The 22,861-nt window shown below is 66.0% G+C and carries 22 protein-coding genes; 12 read left to right on the forward strand and 10 right to left on the reverse strand.

What is annotated here, in order from left to right; translation table 11 throughout:
- The first annotated feature begins 42 nt into the window (after nt 1-42).
- Entirely contained in the window at nt 43-771 is a 729-nt protein-coding gene (thiE, locus tag H4W26_RS08400) for a thiamine phosphate synthase (RefSeq protein WP_192591611.1), read from the forward strand.
- On the opposite strand, the gene H4W26_RS08405 is transcribed toward thiE, so the two are convergent.
- Nucleotides 668-1,558: a LysR substrate-binding domain-containing protein gene (locus H4W26_RS08405; RefSeq protein ID WP_192591612.1), complete on the reverse strand. Its 891-nt coding sequence runs from the start codon at nt 1,556-1,558 to the stop codon at nt 668-670. The genes thiE and H4W26_RS08405 overlap by 104 nt on opposite strands.
- Nucleotides 1,551-2,264, reverse strand: a complete 714-nt coding sequence (locus H4W26_RS08410; RefSeq protein ID WP_192591613.1) for a dienelactone hydrolase family protein — start codon at nt 2,262-2,264, stop codon at nt 1,551-1,553. The genes H4W26_RS08405 and H4W26_RS08410 overlap by 8 nt, the downstream gene beginning before the upstream one ends.
- 71 nt (nt 2,265-2,335) lie before the next feature.
- On the opposite strand from H4W26_RS08410, the gene H4W26_RS08415 reads away from it, so the two are divergent.
- Nucleotides 2,336-2,611: a hypothetical protein gene (locus H4W26_RS08415; protein ID WP_192591614.1), complete on the forward strand. Its 276-nt coding sequence runs from the start codon at nt 2,336-2,338 to the stop codon at nt 2,609-2,611.
- Here the strand turns inward: H4W26_RS08415 and H4W26_RS08420 are convergent.
- The gene (locus H4W26_RS08420) at nt 2,601-3,803 is read right to left on the reverse strand and encodes an ROK family protein (RefSeq protein WP_318779813.1); all 1,203 of its coding nucleotides are present in this window, start codon (nt 3,801-3,803) and stop codon (nt 2,601-2,603) included. The two genes, H4W26_RS08415 and H4W26_RS08420, sit on opposite strands and share 11 nt — an antisense overlap.
- A gap of 156 nt (nt 3,804-3,959) precedes the next feature.
- Between H4W26_RS08420 and H4W26_RS08425 the strand changes: the two genes are divergently transcribed.
- From H4W26_RS08425 to H4W26_RS08450, 7 genes are all read left to right on the forward strand, one after another.
- Nucleotides 3,960-5,444, forward strand: coding sequence for a sugar ABC transporter ATP-binding protein (locus tag H4W26_RS08425; RefSeq protein WP_225939647.1), 1,485 nt, complete (start codon nt 3,960-3,962; stop codon nt 5,442-5,444).
- Complete coding sequence (locus tag H4W26_RS08430) at nt 5,441-6,490, forward strand: ABC transporter permease (RefSeq protein ID WP_192591617.1); 1,050 nt, start codon at nt 5,441-5,443, stop codon at nt 6,488-6,490. The genes H4W26_RS08425 and H4W26_RS08430 overlap by 4 nt, the downstream gene beginning before the upstream one ends.
- A gap of 65 nt (nt 6,491-6,555) precedes the next feature.
- On the forward strand, nt 6,556-7,608 hold the full coding sequence (locus tag H4W26_RS08435) for a substrate-binding domain-containing protein (protein ID WP_192591618.1): 1,053 nt from the start codon (nt 6,556-6,558) through the stop codon (nt 7,606-7,608).
- 11 nt (nt 7,609-7,619) lie between these two features.
- Nucleotides 7,620-8,819 carry a Gfo/Idh/MocA family protein gene (locus H4W26_RS08440; RefSeq protein ID WP_192591619.1) on the forward strand — a complete coding sequence of 400 codons (1,200 nt, stop codon included), beginning with the start codon at nt 7,620-7,622 and terminating at the stop codon, nt 8,817-8,819.
- Between the two features lie 4 nt (nt 8,820-8,823).
- Complete coding sequence (locus H4W26_RS08445; RefSeq protein WP_192591620.1) at nt 8,824-9,831, forward strand: sugar phosphate isomerase/epimerase family protein; 1,008 nt, start codon at nt 8,824-8,826, stop codon at nt 9,829-9,831.
- Nucleotides 9,832-9,880: 49 nt separating this feature from the next.
- The gene (locus tag H4W26_RS13755; RefSeq protein WP_225939648.1) at nt 9,881-10,117 is read left to right on the forward strand and encodes a hypothetical protein; all 237 of its coding nucleotides are present in this window, start codon (nt 9,881-9,883) and stop codon (nt 10,115-10,117) included.
- On the forward strand, nt 10,096-11,064 hold the full coding sequence (locus tag H4W26_RS08450; protein WP_264080823.1) for an APC family permease: 969 nt from the start codon (nt 10,096-10,098) through the stop codon (nt 11,062-11,064). The genes H4W26_RS13755 and H4W26_RS08450 overlap by 22 nt, the downstream gene beginning before the upstream one ends.
- A gap of 64 nt (nt 11,065-11,128) precedes the next feature.
- Here H4W26_RS08450 and H4W26_RS08455 read toward each other — a convergent pair whose 3' ends face one another.
- The 7 genes from H4W26_RS08455 to H4W26_RS08485 form a co-directional block, all read right to left on the reverse strand.
- Complete coding sequence (locus H4W26_RS08455) at nt 11,129-12,301, reverse strand: ice-binding family protein (protein ID WP_192591621.1); 1,173 nt, start codon at nt 12,299-12,301, stop codon at nt 11,129-11,131.
- 730 nt (nt 12,302-13,031) lie between these two features.
- Nucleotides 13,032-13,565 (reverse strand): YceI family protein, encoded by a 534-nt coding sequence (locus tag H4W26_RS08460; RefSeq protein WP_192591622.1) that lies wholly within the window; start codon nt 13,563-13,565, stop codon nt 13,032-13,034.
- 120 nt (nt 13,566-13,685) lie between these two features.
- Nucleotides 13,686-14,693 (reverse strand): LacI family DNA-binding transcriptional regulator, encoded by a 1,008-nt coding sequence (locus H4W26_RS08465; RefSeq protein ID WP_192591623.1) that lies wholly within the window; start codon nt 14,691-14,693, stop codon nt 13,686-13,688.
- Nucleotides 14,694-14,769: 76 nt separating this feature from the next.
- A complete protein-coding gene (locus H4W26_RS08470) occupies nt 14,770-16,215 on the reverse strand; it encodes a GH1 family beta-glucosidase (RefSeq protein ID WP_192591624.1) in 1,446 nt (481 codons plus the stop codon).
- Complete coding sequence (locus H4W26_RS08475) at nt 16,212-17,189, reverse strand: carbohydrate ABC transporter permease (RefSeq protein ID WP_192591625.1); 978 nt, start codon at nt 17,187-17,189, stop codon at nt 16,212-16,214. The genes H4W26_RS08470 and H4W26_RS08475 overlap by 4 nt, the downstream gene beginning before the upstream one ends.
- Nucleotides 17,186-18,187, reverse strand: a complete 1,002-nt coding sequence (locus H4W26_RS08480; RefSeq protein ID WP_192591626.1) for a carbohydrate ABC transporter permease — start codon at nt 18,185-18,187, stop codon at nt 17,186-17,188. The genes H4W26_RS08475 and H4W26_RS08480 overlap by 4 nt, the downstream gene beginning before the upstream one ends.
- Nucleotides 18,188-18,189: 2 nt before the next feature.
- A complete protein-coding gene (locus H4W26_RS08485) occupies nt 18,190-19,437 on the reverse strand; it encodes an ABC transporter substrate-binding protein (protein WP_192592095.1) in 1,248 nt (415 codons plus the stop codon).
- Between the two features lie 394 nt (nt 19,438-19,831).
- Between H4W26_RS08485 and H4W26_RS08490 the strand changes: the two genes are divergently transcribed.
- The 3 genes from H4W26_RS08490 to H4W26_RS08500 are packed head-to-tail and all read left to right on the forward strand — an operon-like array spanning nt 19,832 to nt 22,847.
- Nucleotides 19,832-20,623, forward strand: a complete 792-nt coding sequence (locus H4W26_RS08490; RefSeq protein WP_192591627.1) for an FhaA domain-containing protein — start codon at nt 19,832-19,834, stop codon at nt 20,621-20,623.
- A gap of 13 nt (nt 20,624-20,636) precedes the next feature.
- Nucleotides 20,637-21,143, forward strand: a complete 507-nt coding sequence (locus H4W26_RS08495) for an FHA domain-containing protein FhaB/FipA (protein WP_192591628.1) — start codon at nt 20,637-20,639, stop codon at nt 21,141-21,143.
- A 3-nt stretch (nt 21,144-21,146) separates the two neighbouring features.
- Nucleotides 21,147-22,847, forward strand: a complete 1,701-nt coding sequence (locus H4W26_RS08500) for a PP2C family protein-serine/threonine phosphatase (RefSeq protein WP_192591629.1) — start codon at nt 21,147-21,149, stop codon at nt 22,845-22,847.
- Nucleotides 22,848-22,861: the final 14 nt, after the last annotated feature.

Below are 22,861 nucleotides of genomic sequence, written 5' to 3' on the forward strand. Positions count from 1 at the left end.
CCAGGCGCGGCGAGGTTGGTGGAGGTGCCCTAATCTGGAGTCATGACTGACAATGAGCCCATGGCTGAGACTCCGCACCCCAAGCACCTCGGGCGTATGCGGCGGGAGCGGCTGATCGCCTCCCGTCTCTACGTATGCACCGACCTGCAGCGATTCATCACTCGCCCCGAGGCCGGGCCTGTGGATGAGCTGGACTTCGACGCACTGCGCGAGTTCTTCGTGGCGTCCTACACCGGGGGTGTGGACATCATCCAGGTCCGCGACAAGCACGTGACAGTTCAGACCGAGATCGCCGCGCTGGTCCTGCTGCGTCAGGTCGCCGACGAGTTTGGCGGACTCTCCGCAGCCAATGATCGCGCCGACGTCGCTGCGATCACCGGGGTCGACGTCTTCCATGTGGGACAGGACGATCTCTCCACGGAGGAGGCGCGGCTGGTGCTGGGCGACGACGTCGTCATCGGGCGGTCCTGCCAGACCATCGAGCAGGTGCGCGAAGCAGATTCAGACATCGGGCTGGACTATTTCTGCACCGGTCCGATCTGGGAGACCCCGACCAAACCCGGACGCGCCGCCGTCGGTCTCGAGCTGCCGACACAGGCTGCGGCTCTGGAGAGCGCGAAGGCCTTCTTCGCGATCGGTGGGATCGACCAGACCAACATCGCCGAGGTCACCGCGGCCGGCGCCGACCGCGTGGTGGTTGTCCGCGCCGTGACCCAGGCTTCTGACCCTGCCGCGAGCGCCCGGGCGCTGCGCGAGCAGCTCCCCGCCTAGGGTCCTTGGGGTTCGTCTTCTTCGCACTGGTCTTGGGCTCAGCGGCCGTGGTGATCTCACTGCGGCCGCTGCCCGCCTTGCGGCCGCGGGCCACGCCGATGAACTCCTGAATCACCGGGCCGTCTGCGTCACGCAGCCAGGCCAGCCCGACGTCGTAGCCCGGAAGGTCCTCGACCTGGCGGATGACCACATCGCGGCGCGAGAGCATCCGCGCCACCGAGTGCGGCAGGATCAGCAGTCCCGCTCCGGAGGCCACGACTTCCAGCGCCATGCGCTCCCCCGCGGCCAGGTCAGGGCCCAGCTTCGGGGTGTGAACGTCTTCCCTGCCGGTTGAGTCGCCGGCGTCAGCACCAGCGGGCCTTTCAGCCCCATCAGCGCTGCCGGCGTCGAGAGCTGCGGCCTCTTCCAGCATCTCCTTCGCGTCGAAGAACGGCTCGGCAGCGATCTCCTCCCAGTTCACAGACTCTTCGGCGGCCGCGACCCAGTGGTCTCGGGCGGCGCACACCACAGGGTCCTCGCGGTAGAGCCACACGCGGTGCAGGTCATCTCCGGTGTTCGCCTCCTCCTCGGCGGGAAAGCGGATGTAGCCGACGTCGATCGTCCTGGCACGCAGCCGCTCCAGCTGACCTGCCTCATCGAAGAGGTCCACGCTCAGCGCGAAGTCCGGATAGCGCTCCCGCCAGCGGCCCACCCACTTATCCGGAGTCGCCCCGGGGATGGCACCCAGTCGCAGGCTGCGCGCCGGTTCGGGCTCTGCCGAGTCTGCCGGAGCAGAGGTCTCAGACAACGGTGTCCCGCAGGAACGTCACCGCGCGGTCCCAGGCCAGCTGGGCCTTCTCTGGATCGTAGGTCCCGATGAGGTTCTCGTCGTTGTGGAAGGCATGGCCGGCGTCGTAGTAGAAGTAGGTGACCTCAGCGCCGGACTCCGCGCGGATCTGCTCCTCCTGCTCGCGGGCCTTCTCCACGGGGTAGTTCTGATCCTGTTCGGCATAGTGTCCCTGCACTGCCGCGGTGAGACCGGTGAAGCTGGAGGGAATACCCTGGCCCACGCCGTAGAACGGCACTGCAGCGGAGACCTTGTCGCCCTGCTGAGCGGCCATGGCGAGCACGAATCCGCCACCCATGCAGAATCCGATGGCGCCCACGGTCTTGGAGGTCACCGAGTCCAGGCCCAGCAGGTAGTCGGTGGCTCCCGCCAGCAGCTGCGCGCCCTTCTCGGCGGGAAGCTGAGACATCATCTCGCCGGCCTCTTCGCCGTCGTGGGTGATCCGACCCCCATAGAGGTCCGGGGCCAGCGCCACGAAACCGGCTGCGGAGAGTCGATCGGCGATGTCCTTGATGTGGTCGGTGAGCCCCCACCACTCCTGGATGACGATGACGCCTGGCCCGGAGCCGCTCTCGGGGACCGCCAGGTAGCCGTGGCCCGTGCTCGGACCCTCGGCGGAGGGGTTGATCGCGAAGGTGGTGTTCTGGTGTGGGGTCTGTTCACTCATGTCCCGACTCTAACGAATCGGCGCCGCACCACAACCACCTGGTCGGCTGCACGGTCAGCTAGGTTGAAGGGATGAGCCGACACCGCAATGCCGTCAACGCCCTGCTGTTCTTCGCCCCCATCGGGGTCGTGCTCTCGGCCATCCCACAGGCTCCCGATTTCGCGCCGGTGCTCGGATGGGCACTCACCCTGGGCATGCTTCTGGCGGCGCTGCTCCTCGCGCTGCGTGGGCGCCGCGCAGATGCTGCGGCGGAGGCAGAAGCCGAACCAGGTGACGCTGTCGACCTCGAACAAACCGCTGCTCCGACCTCCGAGCCAAGCGCCGCGGCCGAGGATCTCAGCCGATGAGTCGGTTGACGTTCTCGATCGAAAGCCCGTGGCCGGTCACCAGCGCCGAGGCCCCGAGGATGCCTGCCTGACCACGGGTCTGCGTGCCGAGGATGCGCAGATGCTGCGTGGCCAGCGGAAGGGACCGTGAATACACCGCCTCTCGGATCCCCGCCAGGAAGTGCTCCCCCGCCGTGGAGACGACACCGCCGATCACGATGACCGACGGATTCAGCAGGTTCACGCAGCTGGCCAGCACTGACCCGACGTCGCGACCGGCCTGACGCACCGTGCGCAGCGCCTCCAGGTCACCGGAGCGGACGAGCTCGAGCAGGGCTGCATGATGTGGGACGTCGAATCCGCTGGCCCGAAGCTGCGCGGCCACCGCCGGACCGGAGGCCACAGCCTCAAGGCAGCCGGTGTTGCCGCAGGTGCACGGCGTCTCATTGCCGTCCGGGATGGCGATATGACCCAGGTCCCCGGCCGCTCCCTGGGCGCCGTGCTGCAGCCGGCCATCGCTGATGATCCCGGCACCGATGCCGGTGGCGACCTTGACGAACATCATGTTCGAGACATCGGGATACTTGACGGCGTGTTCACCCAGCGCCATGGCGTTGACATCGTTGTCCACCAGAATCGGCACGGGAAACCACTGACGCAGATGTCCCGGGATGTCGAAGTGATCCCATCCCGGCATGATCGGCGGACTGGTCAGTCGCCCGGTGGCGAATTCCACCGGACCCGGTACGCCGACTCCGACCCCCAGCAGATCGGCGGGCGTGCGCCCCGCCTCGCTGAGCAGCTCCGAAGCGATTCTGCCGACGGCATCCAGCACTGCCACCGGCCCCTGGGTGATGTCGAGCTCCTGCTCCCGCTCAGCGATCACGCGCGTAGACAGGTCCGTGACGGCGATCCGCGCGTGTGTTCCGCCGAGGTCCACAGCCAGCACTGAACGAGCCTCCGGGTTGAAGGCAAAGGTGCTCGGCGGACGGCCCCCGGTGGATGTGGTCTCTCCCGCGGGGGCGATCAGCGACGAGGCCAGCAGCTCTTCGACCCGAGCGGAGATGGTCGAGCGCGCGAAGCCAGTCATCTCTGCCAGATCAGCGCGTGTACGCGGAACACCGTCGCGCAGAAGCTGGAACAGCGCCCCTGCACTGTTCGGCAGGTTGTTTCCTGCGGATGCCGCAGTTGCGCTGTTCTGCTCTTCAATCACGGACACGTACACCATGGCCCAAGTAAACCACCCTGACTTCTGTATGTGGAATATCAGAAGTTTTCAAAGTTTCTGCGACTTTTGATTGACTATCGACAGAAGTGCTTCTAGATTGTGAGCATGGTCACACAAAGCAGTGGTAACCAGCTTTTGAGCATGCGAGACATCGTCAAGCACTTTCCCGGCGCCAAGGCCCTGGACGGCGTCGACCTCGATATCCGTGCCGGCGAGGTCCACTGCCTGCTGGGCCAGAACGGCGCCGGCAAGTCGACTCTGATCAAGGTCCTCGCCGGAGCACACCAGCCCACTTCCGGGGAGATCAGCTGGAAGGGCGAGCCGGTCACCATTCCCACCACGATGGCGGCGCTGCAAATGGGCATCGCCACGATGTACCAGGAGCTCGACGTCGTCGACGGCCTCAGCGTCGCGGAGAACATCTTCCTCGGCCATGAGCTCAGTTCCGCCGGGGTGCTGCACCGCTCCACCGCCCTCGAACAGACGCGTGAGCTGCTGAAACGGCTCGGTCACCCCGAGATTCCGCCGCAGCGCGAGGTGGGACGCCTCTCTGCGGCGGGAAAGCAGATCGTCTCGATGGCTCGTGCACTCTCTCATGAGGCGCAGCTGATCATCATGGACGAACCCTCGGCAGTGCTTGACCCCGAAGAGGTCGAGAACCTGTTCAGGGTCGTCCGCTCGCTGCGAGACCAGGGGGTGGCGGTCGTCTACATCTCGCATCGACTCGACGAGATCCGGCAGATCGGCGACCGCATCACGGTGCTCAAAGATGGACGCACGGTGGCCACCAGTCTCACCGTCACGGATACGCCCACAAGAGAACTCATCTCGCTGATGACCGGGCACGAGGTGACCACGGACTTCGGTGGCGTCGCCAGCGGACCGATCAGTTCCGAGCCGCTGCTGGAAGTCGGCGGGCTCGCCATCGACGGCCTCTTCGAACCGGTCTCCTTCGACGTCCGTCCCGGCGAGATCGTCGGACTCGCCGGACTCGTCGGCGCCGGTCGGTCGGAGATTCTCGAGACAGTCTACGGAGCTCGCCGGGCCACCGCTGGCGAGGTGCGGATCAAGGGCAAGAAGCTGCGCCGAGGCTCCATCGCAAGTGCCGTGGACCACGGGGTGGGCCTGGCACCTGAAGAGCGCAAGAGCCAGGGCCTGCTGCTGGACCAGCCCATCTATCGCAACATCACGCTCTCCACCTTCGCTCGCTTCGCCAGATCCGGGCTGCTCAACGAAAAGGCCGAGCGCGCGGCGGCCAAGAAGCAGGCCGAGTCGCTGCACCTCTCCCCTGCTGACGTGGCGCCGAACATCCGCACACTCTCCGGAGGCAACCAGCAGAAGGCGATGCTGGCGCGCTGGCTGGTCCATGGGTGCGACGTGCTGCTGCTGGATGAACCGACCCGCGGCGTCGACGTCGGCGCTCGGGCAGAGATCTACAGCCTGGTGCGGGAACTGAGCCGGCAGGGAACCGCCGTGCTGATGGTCTCGAGCGAGATCGAGGAGGTCCTGGGGCTCGCCGACCGGGTCCTCGTCGTCGCCGATGGCCGCGTCGTCCACACCGGCCCCTCCAAAGACATCGACGAACACCGGGTGCTTGATCTGGTCATGGAAGGAGCTCACACATGAGTGAGACAACAGCTACAGGGGCCCACACCGGTGCCGACACCCCGGACCGCGATCCGAGACCTGAGAAGAGCAAGCCCAAGAAGGCCGTCCCGGGATCGAACCTCAGCCTCGGGCACAGCCTCGGTCTGATCCTCGCTCTGGGGGCCCTGGTGGTCCTGGGCGTCATCACCGGCGGGGACCGCTTCCTGAGCGTGGACAATCTCATGGTCATCCTGCAACAGGCGGCGGTGATCGGAGTCATCAGCATCGGTGTGACCTTCGTGATCACCTCCGGGGGCATCGATCTCTCGGTGGGCTCCGTCATGGGGCTCGCCACCATTTGGGCGTCGACGCTGGGCACTCAGGCCATTGCCACGGATGTCCACTGGATCATCATGGTCTTCACCGCCATGGGTGTCGGTGCTGCCGCAGGGCTGTTGAACGGCCTCGTCATCGCCTACGGACGCGTCGTGCCCTTCATCGCGACGCTCGCCATGCTCGTCGCCGCCCGCGGGTTCGCCGAGCTCATCTCGGACCGCCAGACCCAGATCGTCGACGTCCCGGGCTTCCTGAGCTTCTTCCGCAGGGACATCCTCGGGATGCCCGTCATCGTCTGGATGTTCCTGCTCGTCGCCGCGGCAGGCTGGTTCCTGCTGAACCGCACGACCTTCGGCCGCCGCACCATCGCTGTCGGCGGCAACCCAGAGGCCGCCCGGCTGGCCGGCATCAAGGTGAAGCGACACCTGGTGCTGGTGTACAGCCTCGCCGGACTCTGCGCAGGCATCGCGGCCGTGATGATGCTGAGCCGGACCACCTCCGGCTCCTCGGCCCACGGCTACCTCTACGAGCTGGACGCGATCGCCGCCGTCGTCGTCGGTGGCACGCTGCTGGCCGGCGGCCGCGGCACCATCTTCGGCACCGTCCTGGGCGTGCTGGTCTTCCAGGTCCTGACCAACGTCTTCGTCATCAACAACCTCGACTCCTCGGTCCAGGCGGTGGTCAAGGGAGCCATCATCGTCGGAGCCGTGCTGCTGCAGCAGCGCTTCTCCAGCCACAGCCGAACCTGACGACTCACCAGATCTCCCAAATCAACCCACTCGCACAGCTGAATCACCACTCATCAGGAGGAATCATGTCTCGCATCACCCCGCGCTACCTCTCGGCCGCCGCACTCGTCTCCGTCACGCTGCTGATCAGCGGCTGCCTCTCGAACGATCCCGAGGAGGTGGAGTCCGAGGACGACGGCGGGGCTGCCGCCGCCGTGCCTGCCGGTGAGAACTCCGAGCCAGGCGAAGACGTCGTCATCGGATTCTCCGGACCCGCCGCCGGACACGGCTGGATCGGTGCCATCACCGAAGGCGCCCAGGCCCAGGGCGACGAGTTCGAGGACGTGGATCTGCGTGTCTCCGAAGGCACCGATGACGTCAACCAGCAGATCAGCCAGATCGAACAGTTCATCAATGATGAAGTCGACGCCATCGTGGTCCTGCCCTTCGACGGCGCGGCGCTGACCGAGATCGCCATCGAGGCGATGGAGGCCGGCATTCCCGTGGTCAACGTCGACCGCGAATTCTCCAGCCCGTTCGCCGCCCGCACGACCATCCTCGGAGACAACTACGGCATGGGCGTCTCAGCCGGCGAATACATCTGTGAGCAGCTCGGTGACGATCCCGACGCCGTGGTCGCGGAGATCGCGGGCATCGACTCGCTGCCGCTGACTCAGGACCGCAGCGACGGGTTCGAAGAAGCCCTCAGCGACTGCGGGCTCGACGTCGACAACCGGGTCGCCGCCGACTTCACGGTCGCCGGCGGTGAGAGTGCCGCAGCCAACCTGCTGCAGGCAGCCCCGGAGATCGATGCCATCTGGAACCACGATGACGATCAGGGCGTCGGAGTCCTCGCCGCCATCGAGAATGCCGGCCGCGACGAGTTCTTCATGGTCGGAGGGGCCGGTTCGGCAAATATGATGCGCGAGATCGAATCCGGTGACTCCGTGGTCGAGGCCACCGTCGTCTACCCGGCGACGCAGGCCGCCGACGGCGTGCGACTGGCTCGTCTGCTCGCGCAGGACCGGGCCATGGGAGACCTGGTCCAGATCGAGGTTCCTCGGGAGATCCAACTCTTCGCCCCGGTCGTGACCGCCGACAACGTCGACCAGTATCTGCCCAACGCGTTCGAGTCCTGAGAGGGGCCATCATGGCAGAGCGAGCGAAGCCGCGCCTCGGCGTGGCCATGATCGGCCACGCCTTCATGGGACGCACCCACTCCCACGCCTGGCGGTCTGCACCACGGTTCTTCGACCTCCCGCTGGAGCCGGAGATGAAAGTCCTGGTGGGGCGTGACCAGCCCAGGGCCGAGGCCGCGGCCTCGACGCTGGGCTGGGCGGAGGTCTCCACGGACTGGCGAGCGGTGCTCGAGCGGGAGGACGTGCACCTGATCGACATCTGCACTCCGGGAGACACCCATGCCGAGATCGCCGAGGCAGCCCTCGACGCAGGAAAGCACGTCCTGGTCGAGAAACCGATGGCGAACTCGGTCGCGGAGGCCGAACGGATGCACGCCGCGGCCCAGCGCGCACGGCCGCAAGGTGTCCACGCCATGGTCGGCTTCACTTACCGCCGCGTGCCGGCCCTGCAGCTGGCACGCGAACTCATCCTCGAAGGCAGGATTGGTGAGGTCCGGCAGGTTCGCGCCCAGTACCTGCAGGACTGGCTCGCGGATGACGCGGTCCCACTGTCCTGGAGGCTGGACAAGGAACGTGCCGGGTCGGGCGCCCTGGGCGATATCGGGGCGCACATCGTGGATCTGACGTACTTCCTCACCGGCCAGCGCTTCGCCGGGGTCTCCGGACTGCTCGACACGATCGTGGCCGAGCGCCCGGTGGCCGAGCAGGCAGGTGCCGGACTCTCCAATGGCGTCGCCGGAGCAGAGCGGGGCCCGGTGACCGTCGACGACGCGGCGCTGGTCACCGGTCGGCTCGAATCAGGTGCCCCGGTGATCCTCGAAGCGTCCCGCTTCGCCTGGGGTCGCAAGAACGCGATGCGCATCGAGATCTCCGGATCCCGGGGAGCCCTCTGCTTCGACTTCGAGGAGATGAACGTCCTTCACCACTACGACGCCACCACCTCGGCTCGCACAGCGGGCTTCACCCGAATCCTTGCCACCGAACCGGACCACCCCTTCGTGGACGCCTGGTGGCCGCCCGGCCACGGCCTCGGCTACGAGCATGGGTTCACCCATCAGATCGTCGACCTGGTGCGGGCGATCGCGGCCGACGAGGACCCGCGGCCATCCTTCGAGGACGGCCTCCATGTCCAGCGTGTGCTGGATGCCATCACGCGCTCCAGCGGCGCAGCCAATCAGTGGACCGTAGTCCACGAATTCGAGCGGAGTTGAGAACATGACACGACCAGTCACGCTGTTCACCGGACAGTGGGCCGACCTGCCCTTCGAAGAAGTCGCCCGTCTCGCCGGAGAATGGGGCTACGACGGATTGGAGATCGCCTGCTGGGGAGACCACCTGGACCCCGCCCGGGCCGCGGAGGATGACGCCTATGTCCAGAACCGTCTGGACATCATGGAGAAGAACGGCCTGAAGGTCTACACCATCGCGAATCACCTCAAGGGCCAGGCCGTCTGTGACGATCCCATCGACGCCAGACACCGTGACATCCTGCCGGACCACATCTGGGGCGACGGTGATGCTGAAGGCGTGCGCCAGCGCGCGGCCGAGGAGTTGAAGCTGACCGCCCGCGCTGCGGCACGGCTGGGAGTCAAGACCGTCACGGGCTTCACCGGCTCCGCCATCTGGAAGTACGTGGCGATGTTCCCTCCGGTCTCCGAAGAGCTGGTGGAGGCCGGCTATCGGGACTTCGCCGACCGCTGGAATCCGATCCTCGACGTCTTCGACGAGGTCGGGGTGCGGTTTGCTCACGAGGTGCATCCCTCTGAGATCGCCTACGACTACTGGACGACCCAGCGCACCCTAGAGGCCATTGGGCACCGCGAGGCCTTCGGCCTAAACTGGGACCCCTCGCATATGGTCTGGCAGGATCTCGACCCGGTGGGCTTCCTCTGGGACTACCAGGACCGGATCTATCACGTGCACTGCAAGGACACGAAGAAGCGGCTCAACAACGGACGCAACGGGCGGATGGGATCCCACCTGGCGTGGGCCGATCCGCGGCGAGGCTGGGACTTCATCTCCACCGGGCGCGGAGACGTGCCCTGGGAGGACGCCTTCCGGATGCTCAACGCCATCGGGTACACCGGTCCGCTCTCCGTGGAGTGGGAGGACGCCGGCATGGACCGGCTCATCGGCGCACCTCAGGCCCTCGAGTTCGTCCGGGCCAACGCGTTCGACCCGTCTGAGGCAGCGTTCGACGCCGCCTTCTCCTCTCACTCCTGACTGAGGCGGGGACGTGCAGCTGCGCGGCAGATGAGCAAGAGTCCGGTACATGGACCATCATGAGGAGACCGAGAAGAAGATCTCACTGACAGGTTCTGTCGCGCTGGGCACCGGGGTGATGATCGGGGTGGGAAGCTTCGCCCTGATCGGCCAGGTCGCCGAGCTGGCCGGCGGGTGGGTCCCCTGGGCACTCCTCGCCGGCGCCGTCGTCGTCGGGTTCAGCTCGGACGCACCTTCGGCACCTACCTGCTGCGCCCCTTCGGGATGCAGGGCTCTGCGCTCCTAGTCCCGGTGTTGGCCGTGGCCGTCATCGCGGCGGCGGCGCTGGTGAACCTCGTGGGCAACAGGTGGGTGGAACGTTCTGCCACCGCCACGGCCGCAATCAAGATCATCGGCATCGCGGCGCTGGCGATCGCGGGTCTGCTGGCCGCAGGGGCCTCCTCGCTGGGCCAGCTGGTCTCCACCTCGCAGAGTGCCGCTCCTGAGCAGGGGTGGATGGGCTTCCTCGCCGGGATCACTCTGTGCATCCTGGCCTATAAGGGTTTCACCACGCTCACCAATCAGGGTGTCGATCTGAAAGCCCCGAAGCGCAATCTCGGGCGATCCATCGTCATCTCCATCGTGCTGTGCACGGTGTTGTATCTGCTGATCACGGTGGCCGTCACCAGCAGCCTGAGCGTCTCCGAGATCATCGAGGCCCGGGACTACGCGCTGGCCGAGGCCGCGGAACCACTGTTCGGCTCCTGGGGTGTGGGGCTGACGGTGCTCGTCGCGGTGGTGGCCACCGTCTCGGGACTCATTGCGAGCCTGTTCGCGGTCTCCAAACTCTACGACATGCTCCGCGACATGGGGCAGGTCCCCGGGCTGCCGGGCCGGCGCGAGCACCAGTCCCTGTTCATCACCGCCGGGCTGGCGATCGTGATGGCGGCCCTGTTCGACGTCTCCCAGATCGCTTCATTCGGGGCCATCCTCTACCTCTGCATGGACATCGCGATCCACTACGGAATCGTGCGCCACCTCAAGGAGGAGGTGGACCCCAAGGTCTGGATCCCCTGGGTGGCCATCGTCCTCGACGTCGCAGTTCTGGTGCCCTTCATCATTCTCAAGGGAACATCGGATCCCTTCACCTTGGTGGTCACCGCCGTGGTGGCGCTGCTGATCATGGTGTCCCAGTGGATTATCGTTCGACGGCGCAGTCGGCACGAGTCAGCGGAGGATGCCGACCGCCATTGATGCAGAACACGGGAGGCCCCCGGCGAATCATCGCCCGGGGGGCCTCCCGTGTCGTGCTCGGCTGCTAGTCCGAGGATCCGGAGCGGTGGCGCTTGGTAATCAGCAGGGCGCTGCCCGTGATGATCAGCAGAGCGCTCAGTCCGATCAGCGCGCTGAGCAGGGGTCCGGGACCGGTTGCCGGCAGATCGGCCGAATCGGACGCTGAACGCTCTTCGTCAGCAGCAGCTGCGGCCTGCGACTCGGAAGCCTCGTCGGACGGGGTGTCTGATTCAGACGACTCGTCACTCGGGGCGTCCGATTCAGAGGACTCCGCAGTGGGGGTATCCGACTCAGAGGCCTCATCACTCGGGGCGTCCGAGTCGGAAGCCTCGTCTGAGGATGCGCCCGACTCAGAAGAGCTGGGCGATCCCGATTCCGAGGGGGCCTCTGATTCTGTCGGGCTCTCGCTCGGCGTATCCGATTCGCTGGGGTTCTCCGTAGGAGCGTCCGTGTCCGTCGGGACGTCAGTGGGCTCATCGGTCGGGACGTCGGTGGGCTCATCGGTAGGAGGAACCGTGGGGTCGTCCGAGGGCTCGACGGCGTTGCAACTGGCAGTGGTGAACACGTTGCTGTCGAGCGTCACGGCCCCATTGCGTGCGAGTGCCCGGCCCTGGACTATTGCCCCGGTGGTAGCGGTGATCGAAGTCAGCGCCAGGATGGATCCAGCGAAGTTCGATTCGGTGCCCAGGGTGGCCGAGCGGCCCACCTGCCAGTAGACGTTGCAGGACTGGGCGCCGTTGATCAGGGCCACGTTGCTGCCAGTGTCCGTGATCAGAGTCGAGGCCACCTGGAAGATGAACACCGAATTCGGGTCCCCCTGACCATCGAGGGTCACTGTTCCAGTGAGGCCGAGGGGTCCGCTGGAGTTGTACACGCCGTCCACGTAGGTCTGTCCGGCGAGGTCACCGCTGACGCTCGCGGTAGGCGCCCGTCCGGCAAGATCGTTGTAGGCAATGGCCAGATCCGATTGGGCCTGACCCGCTGCAGCGTTCCCCGCATTGACCGTCCCACTGACGAGTCCCGGCGGAAAACCGGTGACGGCTTCTCCCGGATTGACACCGAGGTCGCCGCTCAATGTGGTGGGGCCTGTGTTAGTGACGGTCTGCCCGCCCAATACCGAATAGGACTCTGTCGTTCCAAGGCCTGGGGGCGTGGTCGCGGCAGAAGCTGCTGAGGAGAAGGACAGTGCGACTGCCATGGCGATGAAAGCGACAAGCAGAGCGCTCAGCCCGAGCTTCAAGCGCGTGGTGAAATGATGCCTCTGACCTGCAGACGCAGCTCGTGCTGAGACGGACGTGTTATTCATTATTCCCCCAGAAAGGAATACTATTGGCGCCGATCGAACCTTGTCGTTCGCACTTGGCCCAACAGATTCTGCACCCGAGAAGAAACGGGCGATCTGGGTCACTTATTGCTGACATTACGGGGCGCCTCCAGAATCCACAAGCCACAATGTCGCGCGTCAACTCGTAATAGTCACCAGGGTTCCTCTGAAGTGCGGGCATGCCGAAAATGCCCGTCTCGGGCCAGAAAAAAATCAAAGGTCCTCTATGGACTAAAGACCCTAGTGACTATCACCAGGTTTGTCGCATCTCGATCCTCCTCATGAAGCACCCATCGAAGTGACGACCCACATACCCTTGAGCGCCAACGGGCATCCGTTTCCAGTGGGCCGCACCGCGGTCACCAGAGCAGGGCGACTGCGCCGACGGCTCCCAGGATCATCGAGGGTCCACAGGGAACCTCGGAGTCGCGACCGCCCCGCTGACCACCGCAACGGGGGCTATCCACATCGGCTCTCCAGCTCAGCAGAGGGGGCCGACGAACGGGCCCAACGACACAGAAAGACCCGGCCCCACACGGTGGATTTCCCACCAGCGCGGAGCCGGGCCTTTCTGCAGAGAGCCTGAGGCCCTCAGAGACAGCTATTACTGGGCAAGCACGAAGGCTGCCTCAAGGTCGATCGAGACCTTGTCGCCGACCAGGACGCCGCCTGCTTCAAGGCTGGCGTTCCAGGTCAGGCCGAACTCTTTGCGGGAGATGACGGTGTTGGCGGAGAAGCCCGCGCGAGTCATGCCGAAGGGATCCACGGCCTGGCCGCCGAACTCGGTCTCGAAGGTCACGGTCTTGGTGACGCCGCGGATGGTCAGGTCGCCGGTGATCTCGAACTCTTCACCGCTGGCGGTGATGCTGTCTGCCTTGAAGGTCAGCTCGGGGTGGTTCTCTGCATCGAGGAAGTCTTCGCCGCGGACGTGACCGTCGCGGTCGGCGTTCTTCGAGTTGAAGGAGTTTGCCTTGACGCTGGCCTCAAGGGTCGCCACGTCGTTCTCGGAGACGGTGAGGGTGGCATCGGCCTCCTCGAAGATCGCGCGGACCTTGGAGATGCCGGCGTGGCGCACGGTCATGCCGATCTCGGAGTGCGAAGCGTCAAGGTTCCAGGTACCGGTGGTCAGATGTGCCATGAATAGGTCTCCTAAGTGTTGCGGTGCTGCGCGGTCCGCGCAGAGCTACGGTATGTGACAACGTGCTCAACAGCAGTCTGCCCCAATTTATTTCAAAACTGAAGCAAGTTAACCTGATGGTCATCCAGAGGTGCGCCGAACCAACTCTGTCTGAAGCACCACAGGATCCACGCTCTCGCCGTTCATCATCTCCATCAGCAGGTCCACAGCCCTGCCCGCGAGCTCGCCCACCGGGTTGATCACTGTGGTCAGCGGAGGCCTGGTGAGCTGTGCCGCGTGGGTGTCATCGAAGCCCACGATGGCGATCTGTTCCGGCACCGCGATCCCCCGGGACTGCACCTCATGCATCGCGGCCACCGCCATCAGGTCCGAAGCGACGAAGACCGCGTCCAGATCCGGCGCCGTCTCCAGGAGTCTTTCCATGGCGACCGCTCCAGAGGAGGAGGAGAAGTCGCCGTATTCGACCAGTCCCGCGTCCAGGCCGGCGGCACGCAGGGCGGCGGACCATCCCGCAAGACGGTCGGCGCCCGCCGCCATATCCTGGGGGCCGGCAATGGTGGCCAGTCGGCGTCGTCCTTGAGCGATGAGATGTTCCGCGGCCAGTGCCGCCCCGGAGACGTTGTCCACATCCACCCAGGGAATGCCCACGTCCCCGGCATAGGGGCGGCCCACGTAGACAGCCGGCAGCTTCGTCTCATGCAGCACATCGGAGAGGTCGTCGTCGCGGTGGTGGGAGACGATGATCGCGCCGTCGGTGTACCCGCCGCGCAAATAGCGTTCAATCTTCTCCCGCCCGTCACCCGGCTGGCCCATCGCGAGCAGCACCTGCACCGGGGAGTCAGCGAGCCGCTGCGTGATGGAAGCCAGCATCGCCGCGAAGAAGGGATCCGCGAAGACCCGGTCCTCCGCCTCCGGCACGACGACGGCGATCGAGTCCGCCTCCCGGTTCACCAGCGAGCGCGCCGCCCGGTTGGGCCGATACCCCAGCTCAGAGACCGCGGCCTCCACCGCAACCCGAGACTCTTGACGCACCCGCGGATCAAGATTGACCGCACGCGAGGCCGTCGCGCGGGAAACTCCTGCTCTGGCTGCCACATCCTCCAGAGTCGGCAGTCGCCGAGCAGGCATGGTCTCCTCCTTGGTCGTCCGGCCTCATCACCTCATACCCACACCACACACCCACACCATCGCGACGCCGGAGGGCTCAGTCCACCACGCCTGTCGCGGCGACCTGGGCGTACCAGTGTGCAGAGGCCTTGGGCGTGCGCTGAAGCGTATCGTAATCCACCCGCACGATCCCGAAGCGGCGGTCATAGCCGAACGCCCACTCGAAATTGTCCAGCAGGGACCAGACGAAGTACCCGCGGACATCGGCACCGGCATCCATCGCTTCCCGCACCGCGCGCAGGTGGTCACGGATATAGCTGAGTCGCTCGTCGTCCTGGACGAAGTCCTCGGCATCGGGCTGGTCCGGATAGGCGGCCCCGTTCTCGGTGACATAGAGCGCCACGGAAGCCGGGCCGGTGTACTCGCGATGCAGCCGCAGCAGCAGATCCTGCAGCCCCTGCGGAAACACCTCCCAGCCCATGGAGGTCGCTGGAAGACCGCGGGGCACCGAGGACACGTGCTCCGAGCCGACATTCGGGTTCGGCGCACCGTCGGCGCGCGCCGCGGCGGCCGCCGCAGGGGCCTGCTCGGGATCCACCCCGGTCAGCAGCTCCCCGGTGTAGAAGTTCACACCCAGCACGTCGATGGGTGTGGAGATGACCTCCAGGTCGCCGGGCTGCACCAGCCCCTCCCGCCAGAGGCCGCGCTGGTCCTCCAGCACGTCCCCCGGGTAGGCGCCGTGGAAGATCGCCGAGGCGAAGAAGCGGTTGAAGCTGCCGTCGAGTCGACGCGCGGCATCCACGTCCCCCGGTGCCTCCGAATCGGCCGGACGGTAGTCGGTGAAGTTCAACGTCAGCCCCAGCTCCAGCTCCGGATCACGACGACGCAGCTCAGCCACCGCGAGCCCGTGCCCGAGCAGCAGGTGATGCGCCGCAGCCAGGGAATCCTCCGGCGAGGTCCGCCCCGGGGCGTGGTGCCCGTTGGCATAGCCCAGGAAGGCCGCACACCAGGGTTCGTTCAGCGTGGTCCAGTGCCGGACCCGGTCTCCCAGCGCCTGGTGCAGCACCACGGCATAGTCCGCGAAGAGCTCCGCGGTCCGCCGGTTCGCCCAGCCGCCCTGATCCTCCAGGGCCTGGGGCAGATCCCAGTGATACTGCGTCAACCAGGGGAGGATTCCCGCCGCCAGAAGCTCGTCCACCAGGTCGGAGTAGAACTTCAGGCCTTCTGGATTCACCGTCTCTCCGTCGGGCATGACGCGGGACCAGCTCACCGAGAAGCGGTAGACCTTGAGGTTCAGCCGCTTCATCAGCGCCACGTCCTCGCGGAAGCGATGGAAGTGGTCACAGGCGACATCACCGGTCTCCCCCTCATGCACCTTGCCAGGAGTGTGGGAGAAGGTGTCCCACACCGAGGGGCCGCGTCCGCCCTCTGCCACGGCGCCCTCCACCTGATACGCGGCGGTGGCCGAGCCGAAGAGGAAATCGGCGGGGAACGCCACCGTGCTCGGTGAGCTTGCCACTTCTGCGGCGACTGAGGGGTTCATTGTTTGACGGCTCCTTGCATGATTCCGGATACGAGCTGACGGCCCGTGAAGATGAACAGGATGAGCAGCGGAACGGTCGCCATCGTGGCGCCGGCCAGCACGAGCGAATAGTCCACGAAATGGGCCGCCTGCAGCTGCTGCAGGGCCACCGGAAGGGTGGGATTCTGTGGGCCCAGCACGATGAACGGCCAGAAGAAGTTCGTCCAGTTCAGGACGAAGGTGAAGAGGAACAACATCGCGGCTGCTGGTTTGGCCGCGGGCAGAGCCACGTGCCAGAAGGTGCGGATCATGGAACAGCCATCCACGGTGGCGGCCTCGATGAGCTCATCGGGGATCGCCTGGCGCAGATACTGCGTCATCCAGAAGACTCCGAACGCGGTGACCAGACCGGGCACGATGACCGCCTGCAGCTCACCGGTCCAGCCGAGGCGGGCCATCACCTGATAGAGCGGCACCACACCGAGCTGCGTGGGCACCGCCATCGTGGCGATGACGAAGACCAGCAGGGGCACTGCACCCTTGAACCGCAGCTTGGCGAAGGCGTAGCCGGCCAGCGTGGAGAAGAACACGACCGAGACCGCGGTGACGGTGGAGACGATCACCGAGTTCATCGTGGCCTGCCAGAACGGCACCGTGTCGATCACCGCGGCGGCGTTGGAGAAGAAGTTCCCACCGGGGATCAGCGGGAACGAGTCCCGGGACAGGATGGTGGAATCGTGGCTGCCGATCAGGATGGACCACCAGAGCGGGAACATCCCGCCGAGGATGACCGCGGCGAGGCACCCGTAGACGATCCACCCCGGTCCGCGACCGGGTCCCCGGGAGCTTCCCGGACGCCTCTTGCGTCCGCCGGATCGAGATCCTGCCCCGGATCCGGACCCTCTGCGCCGGCTGGGGTCGCCGTCGTCCTTAGGGGCTGTCGCCGGACCCGTGCGAGGGATGATCGGCAGCGGCTTCTCTTCGAGCGCGCTCATCGCTTGACCTCCGAGCTAGATATGCGGCGAGTGATGATGAAGTTGACCAGCCCGATGGCCACGATCAGCAGGAAGAGCAGCACCGCCACCGCCGAGGCCTGCCCGAAGTCCGAACGGGTCCAGCCGAGTTCGTAGAGATACATGGTCATGGTCTGCCACTGCCCGTCAGTGCCTCCGCGGCCGTACTGATCGAACATCCGCGGCTCGTCGAAGATCTGCAGCCCGCCGATGGTGGAGGTGATGATCACGAAGATGATGGTGGGCCGCAGGTTGGGGATGGTCACGGAGATGAACTGCCGGACCTTGCCCGCGCCGTCGATCTCTGCCGCCTCATAGAGGTCGCGCGGCACTGCCTGCATGGCCGCGAGGAAGATCAGCGCGTTGTAGCCGGTCCAGCGGAAGTTCACCATGGTGGCGATGGCCAGGTGGCTGGGCAGCGTGCCCGAGTGCCAGCCAATGGCGTCGATGCCCACGGTTTCCAGGATGGAGTTGACCAGACCGAAGCGGTCGCCGAAGAGGTTCGAGAAGATCAGCGCCACCGCGACGGGTGTGACCACGTAGGGGACCAGCACCCCCATGCGCCAGAACGTCTTGGCGCGAAGGTTGTAGTCCAGCAGGTACGCAATCAGGATCGCGGCCACCACCTGGGGCGCTGAGGACAGGATGAAGATCGAGAGGGTATTGCGCAGCGAGATCCAGAACGCCCGCTCCCCCAGCACCGCCATGAAGTTCTCGGCGCCGATGAACTCACCCTGACCCATGATCAGATCCCAGTCATGGGTGGCGACCCAGCCGGTGTAGATCAGCGGGAAGAGCCCGACCACGGCGAAGAGGAGGAAGAACGGACTGATGTAGAGGTACGGCGAGTACCGGCGGTCCCAGGTCGAGGCCCGGTGCCGGAAGCTCACTTTCGGCTTCCGGCGACCGGTCCTCGGCTCTGGCGCCGACCCGCCGCTGCGTGCGGTGGTGACTGGTGCGTGCGCAGCAGGGGCGGACATGATCAGCGCAGGGCTTCCATGTCGTTGACGAACTTCTCCCAGGAGGCGTCGGGGTCATCGATCCCGTCGACATCCACCCGGTTGATCGCGTCCTGGATCGCCACGTTGATGGTCAGGTACTCGGTGCCCTTCAGCGGCTGGGTCTCCACCGCCTCCGCCCGTTCGGCGAGGATCTCACCGGTGGGAGCGTCGTTGAAGAACTCATTGGTCGCCGAGAGCAGCTCATCAGACTCGAGCGCCTCGGTGGTCGACGGGAAGGCTCCCACGACGTCGAAGGCCTTGAGCTGCTGCTCCGGAGCGGTCAGCCAGGCTGCCAGCTCCTTGGCCTCTTCGATGTTCTCGCCCTGTGAGGGGACGGTCAGGTAGGACCCGCCCCAGTTTCCGCCACCGCCTGGGAAGGTGTTGGCGATGTCCCAGCCCTCGACCTCTGCGGCGTTGCCTTCGATGATGCCGAGCATCCAGCCCGGGCACATCATGGTCGCGAAGGTCTCCTCGCGCTGGAAGGCATCGGACCAGTCACCGCTCCACTGGGCCAGCCCTGCGGAGAGCTCGTCCTCCACGGAGGCCTCGAGCAGCTGGTCGTAGAGATCCTTGACCTCGGTGTTCGTATCGGCGATGATCTCGCCCTCTTCATTCTGGTACGGCACCTCGACCTGGTTGATCATGCCCTGCCAGATGTTGTCCGAGCCGGAGTACCAGGCGGAGTCCGATTCAGCGACGAACTCGCGACCCGCGGCGAAGTAGTCCTCCCAGCTGTCTCCGAGGAATTCGGCCACCTCCTCGCGGTCGGTGGGCAGGCCCGCCTCTTCGAAGAGGTCGGCCCGGTAGCAGACCGCCTGTGGACCGCTGTCGGTGCCGTAGCCGATCAGGCGGCCGTCTTCGAGGACCGCGTCCTCGTTCTTCCAGTCGAGCCAGCGGTCCTCGAGCTCAGGATCGGTGAGATCCTCGAAGCGGTCGGGATACTGCTGGAACTCTGCGAGCCAGTCGACTTCGATGGGTTCGATGTCCGAGGCGCCCTGGCCAGCACCGAGGCTGTTGCGCAGGGAGTCGCGGGCGTTCTCCGCCGTGTCGATCTTGTTGTGCTCAATGGTGATGTTGTCGTTGAGCTCCTCGTATTCTTCAAAGAGGTCCTCGTAGCCGAACTCGTTGAACGTGGTGACGCTGAGGGTCACGTCCTCACCCTCGGCTCCACCCCCTGAGGAGTCGTCGCCCTCGGCGGACCCGCCGCAGGCTGTCAGCGCCAGCGTCATCACCGAGGTGAGCGCGACCCCCTGCAGCACACGGGAGCGACGGCGGGAGCCGCCACCAGCTCGCGCCGGTGCGAGCTGGGACCCAGCTCGCGCGGAGGAGCTGTGGTCCTCCTGGTTGTGATCAGTTGTCCTCATCACGGATATCTCCTTCGATGTGAGGTGCGAGCGATTCCTCATAGCCTCTTATGAGAGCGCTCTCACGGTGAGATGAAGGTAACACCATCTCCTCAATGTGGCAAGCGTCACAGTCAGGTTCACCCGATCGTTAGCTTCTCCCCAGGGCTGATGAGCGGCACAGCCCCAGGGTGAGACAGTAGACTCAGCATTTAGCGCCCGCCCGTGGACGTAGCGATCCCGGGACAGGGCAGACATTCATCAGCAGAAGGAGGTGCCGGTGGGACTGCTTGACAACCTCGAACGCGGCATCGAAAAGGCCGTCCGCGGTGCCTTCTCAGGACGAGGAGGGAGTCTCGGACCCGTGGAGATCGCCACCGCCGTACGCCGTCATATGGACCGAGAGTCCAAGACCGTCGCAGAAGGTCACAGCCTGGCACCGAACCTCTACAAGATCCGCCTTGCCGAGGAGGACTTCGCCGAGGCCAAGAAGTACGGCGTGACACTCGCCGAGGAGCTCTGCGAGGAGATCCTGCGCCATGCCGAGTCCCAGGGCTACACCCTGTTGGGACCGGTCCGGGCGACCTTCGTGAAGAACACCGAGCTCAAGCGCGGTCAGCTCAGCATCGAGTCGCGCACGGACCAGGACGCCCAGTCCAGCCCGGTCGCGCCGCAGGCCTCCTCCCCCGCTGCCGGCCCGTCCGCCGGAGCGCCGCTGCCCTCCACGATGGCTCAGCCCACCGTCCCCTCGCGCCCCGCGCCAGCACCAGCGCCAGCCCCTGAGCGCGCGGCGAGCCTGGAGTACGAGGAGCGCACCTACCCGCTGCGCCCCGATTCCACGGTGATCGGTCGCTCCACCTCCGCGGACGTCACCGTCCCCGACACCGGCGTCTCCCGCAAGCACGTCGAGCTGTTCCGCACAGCCGGGAACTGGTACGCCCGCGACCTCGGCTCCACCAACGGGTCCTATGTGGACGGTGAACAGCTCACCGGGGATCACTCCAAGGTTCAGCTCACCGATGGCGCCCTCATCTCGCTCGGCAATGCGCGCCTGCGCTTCCGACTGAGCTGAAGGACGCTGAGATATGAGTGAACTCGCTGTCACCGTGCTGCAGTTCGGTCTGCTGCTGCTGCTCTGGATCCTGATCCTCTCCATCATCGGAGCCCAGGGCCGGGACATGACCATCTCCAAGCGCTCACGCGCCCGCGCCGCCGCATCAGGACCCAGCACAGCGCCGGGTCCGCGCACCGGCCCCCCGGCGCCCGCCGCCGCGAGCCACAGCGGTCCGACGCCGCGCCCGCGACCTCGTCGGCTGCTGGTGAGCGAGGGCCCGCTGGCCGGAACCGAGCTGCCGCTAGGATCGGCATCGATCATGATGGGCCGCGCCCAGGAGTGCACCCTGGTGCTCGATGATGACTACGCCTCCGGAAAGCACGCCCGGCTCTTCCCACAGGGATCGCGCTGGTTCCTCGAAGACCTCGGATCCACCAACGGCACCTGGCTGGGCGACGAGCAGCTCACCCGCGCCTCCACAGTGGAGCCCGGGGACCGGATCCGGATCGGCAAGACCGTCCTGGAGCTGAGGACCTAGCCCGTGCCCCTGGTATTTCGCTTTGCAGCGCGCTCCGACACCGGTGCCGTGCGCTCCAAGAACGACGACTCCGGCTACGCGGGGCGCTATTTCGCAGTGGTCGCCGATGGCATGGGCGGTCACGCCGGCGGCGACGTCGCGTCTGCCTCCACGGTGCTGGACCTGGCGCATCTGGACACGCGGGGATTCGCTGACCCGGAGACGGTCCTGCCGGATGAGATCCAGACGGCGAACTCCTTCCTGAACAAGCTGGTCAAGGCCAATCCCAAGCTCTCAGGGATGGGCACCACCATCACCTCGCTGCTGATCACCCGGGACCGGCTGCAGTTCGCCCATATCGGCGATTCCCGCGCCTACCGGCTCAAGCGCGGCCGCTTCCGCCAGGTCAGCAAGGACCACACCTTCGTCCAGCGACTCGTGGACGAAGGTCGGCTGGAGCCTGACCAGGCCGAATACCACCCGCACAAGAACGTCCTGATGCGCGTGCTCGGCGACGTCGACGCCTCCCCGGAACTCGACATCACCTCCTTCCCGCTGGAGGCCGGCGAACGCTGGATGCTGTGCTCGGATGGACTCAACGCCGTCGTCTCCGACCGACTGATCGAACAGAAGCTCCGGTCCACGCAGTCCCTGGAGACCATCGTCGATGACCTCGTCGATCTCACCCTGGGCGGAGGCGCACCGGACAACGTCACCGTGGTCTGCCTGGAGGTCGTCGAAGCTGACGACGCCGCACTGGCCCCCAGCGATGACCTCCCGCTGAGCGAGGCTGCCGTCGCGGCGGCCTCCTACGACTACGCCGGGCCCGACGAGACCATGGAGATGGACGTGGTCCCGGTGGTCAACACCGAGGCCTTCTCCGCCCACGACGACCACGAGACCCTCTCCCCGCTCTCCGCCGCGATGGTGCGCAAGAAGCTCGGCGCACGCCCGCACCTGCTCGTCGGTGCCGCCAACAAGGCAGCTGACACCGGCACCGTTCCCGTCGTCGGACGCAACGTCGATGAACACCCCATGGCCTCGCTGCTCACCGGACAGCCCCTGCGACCGGTCCGCCACACATACTCCGAGCTGCTCGACGAGCATCATCCCCCCAGCGAATCAGGCTCCGCGGCTCCCGAGGCGACGGACTCCACGGAGCCCGCGCAGACCACCGAGACCGACACCGCGTCCGCTGAAGCCTCTGTGGCGGCCGAGCGCAGCGAGCCCACCGAAGGCACCGGCGAACAGCAGATCGACGACGCCTCCGAGCCCAGCCCGCATCGTGCAGAAGCCGGACTGGCCGAGGACCCGGAGAGCCTGCAGGAGGAGGAGCTGGTCCTCGATGAGGACGAGCTGGACGCCCTGGGGACCGCCCGACGACGCAGCTCCTGGTTCCTGCCCACCTTCGTCGCGCTGCTGGCGGTCCTGGTCGCCGTCGTCACCTTCCTCGGCTACGTCTGGACCCAGACCCAGTACTACGTGGGCGATGACAACGGCGAGGTCGCGATCTACAGCGGCGTCTCCCAGTCACTGGGACCGATCCGGCTCTCCGAGGTGGATGAACACGCCGGCATCGCGGTGGAGGACCTGACCCAGTATCACCGCCAGCGTGTGGAGCGCGGAATCGCCGCCGATGATCGCGACCATGCCGAGCACATCGTCAGCCAGCTCACCGCCATGGCCGAGGCAAACGCCGAGCAGGACGAAGGAGGCGAGAATTGAGCACTCAGACCCAC

This window comes from Nesterenkonia halotolerans (genome assembly GCF_014874065.1).
In the GTDB taxonomy this organism is placed as follows: domain Bacteria; phylum Actinomycetota; class Actinomycetes; order Actinomycetales; family Micrococcaceae; genus Nesterenkonia; species Nesterenkonia halotolerans.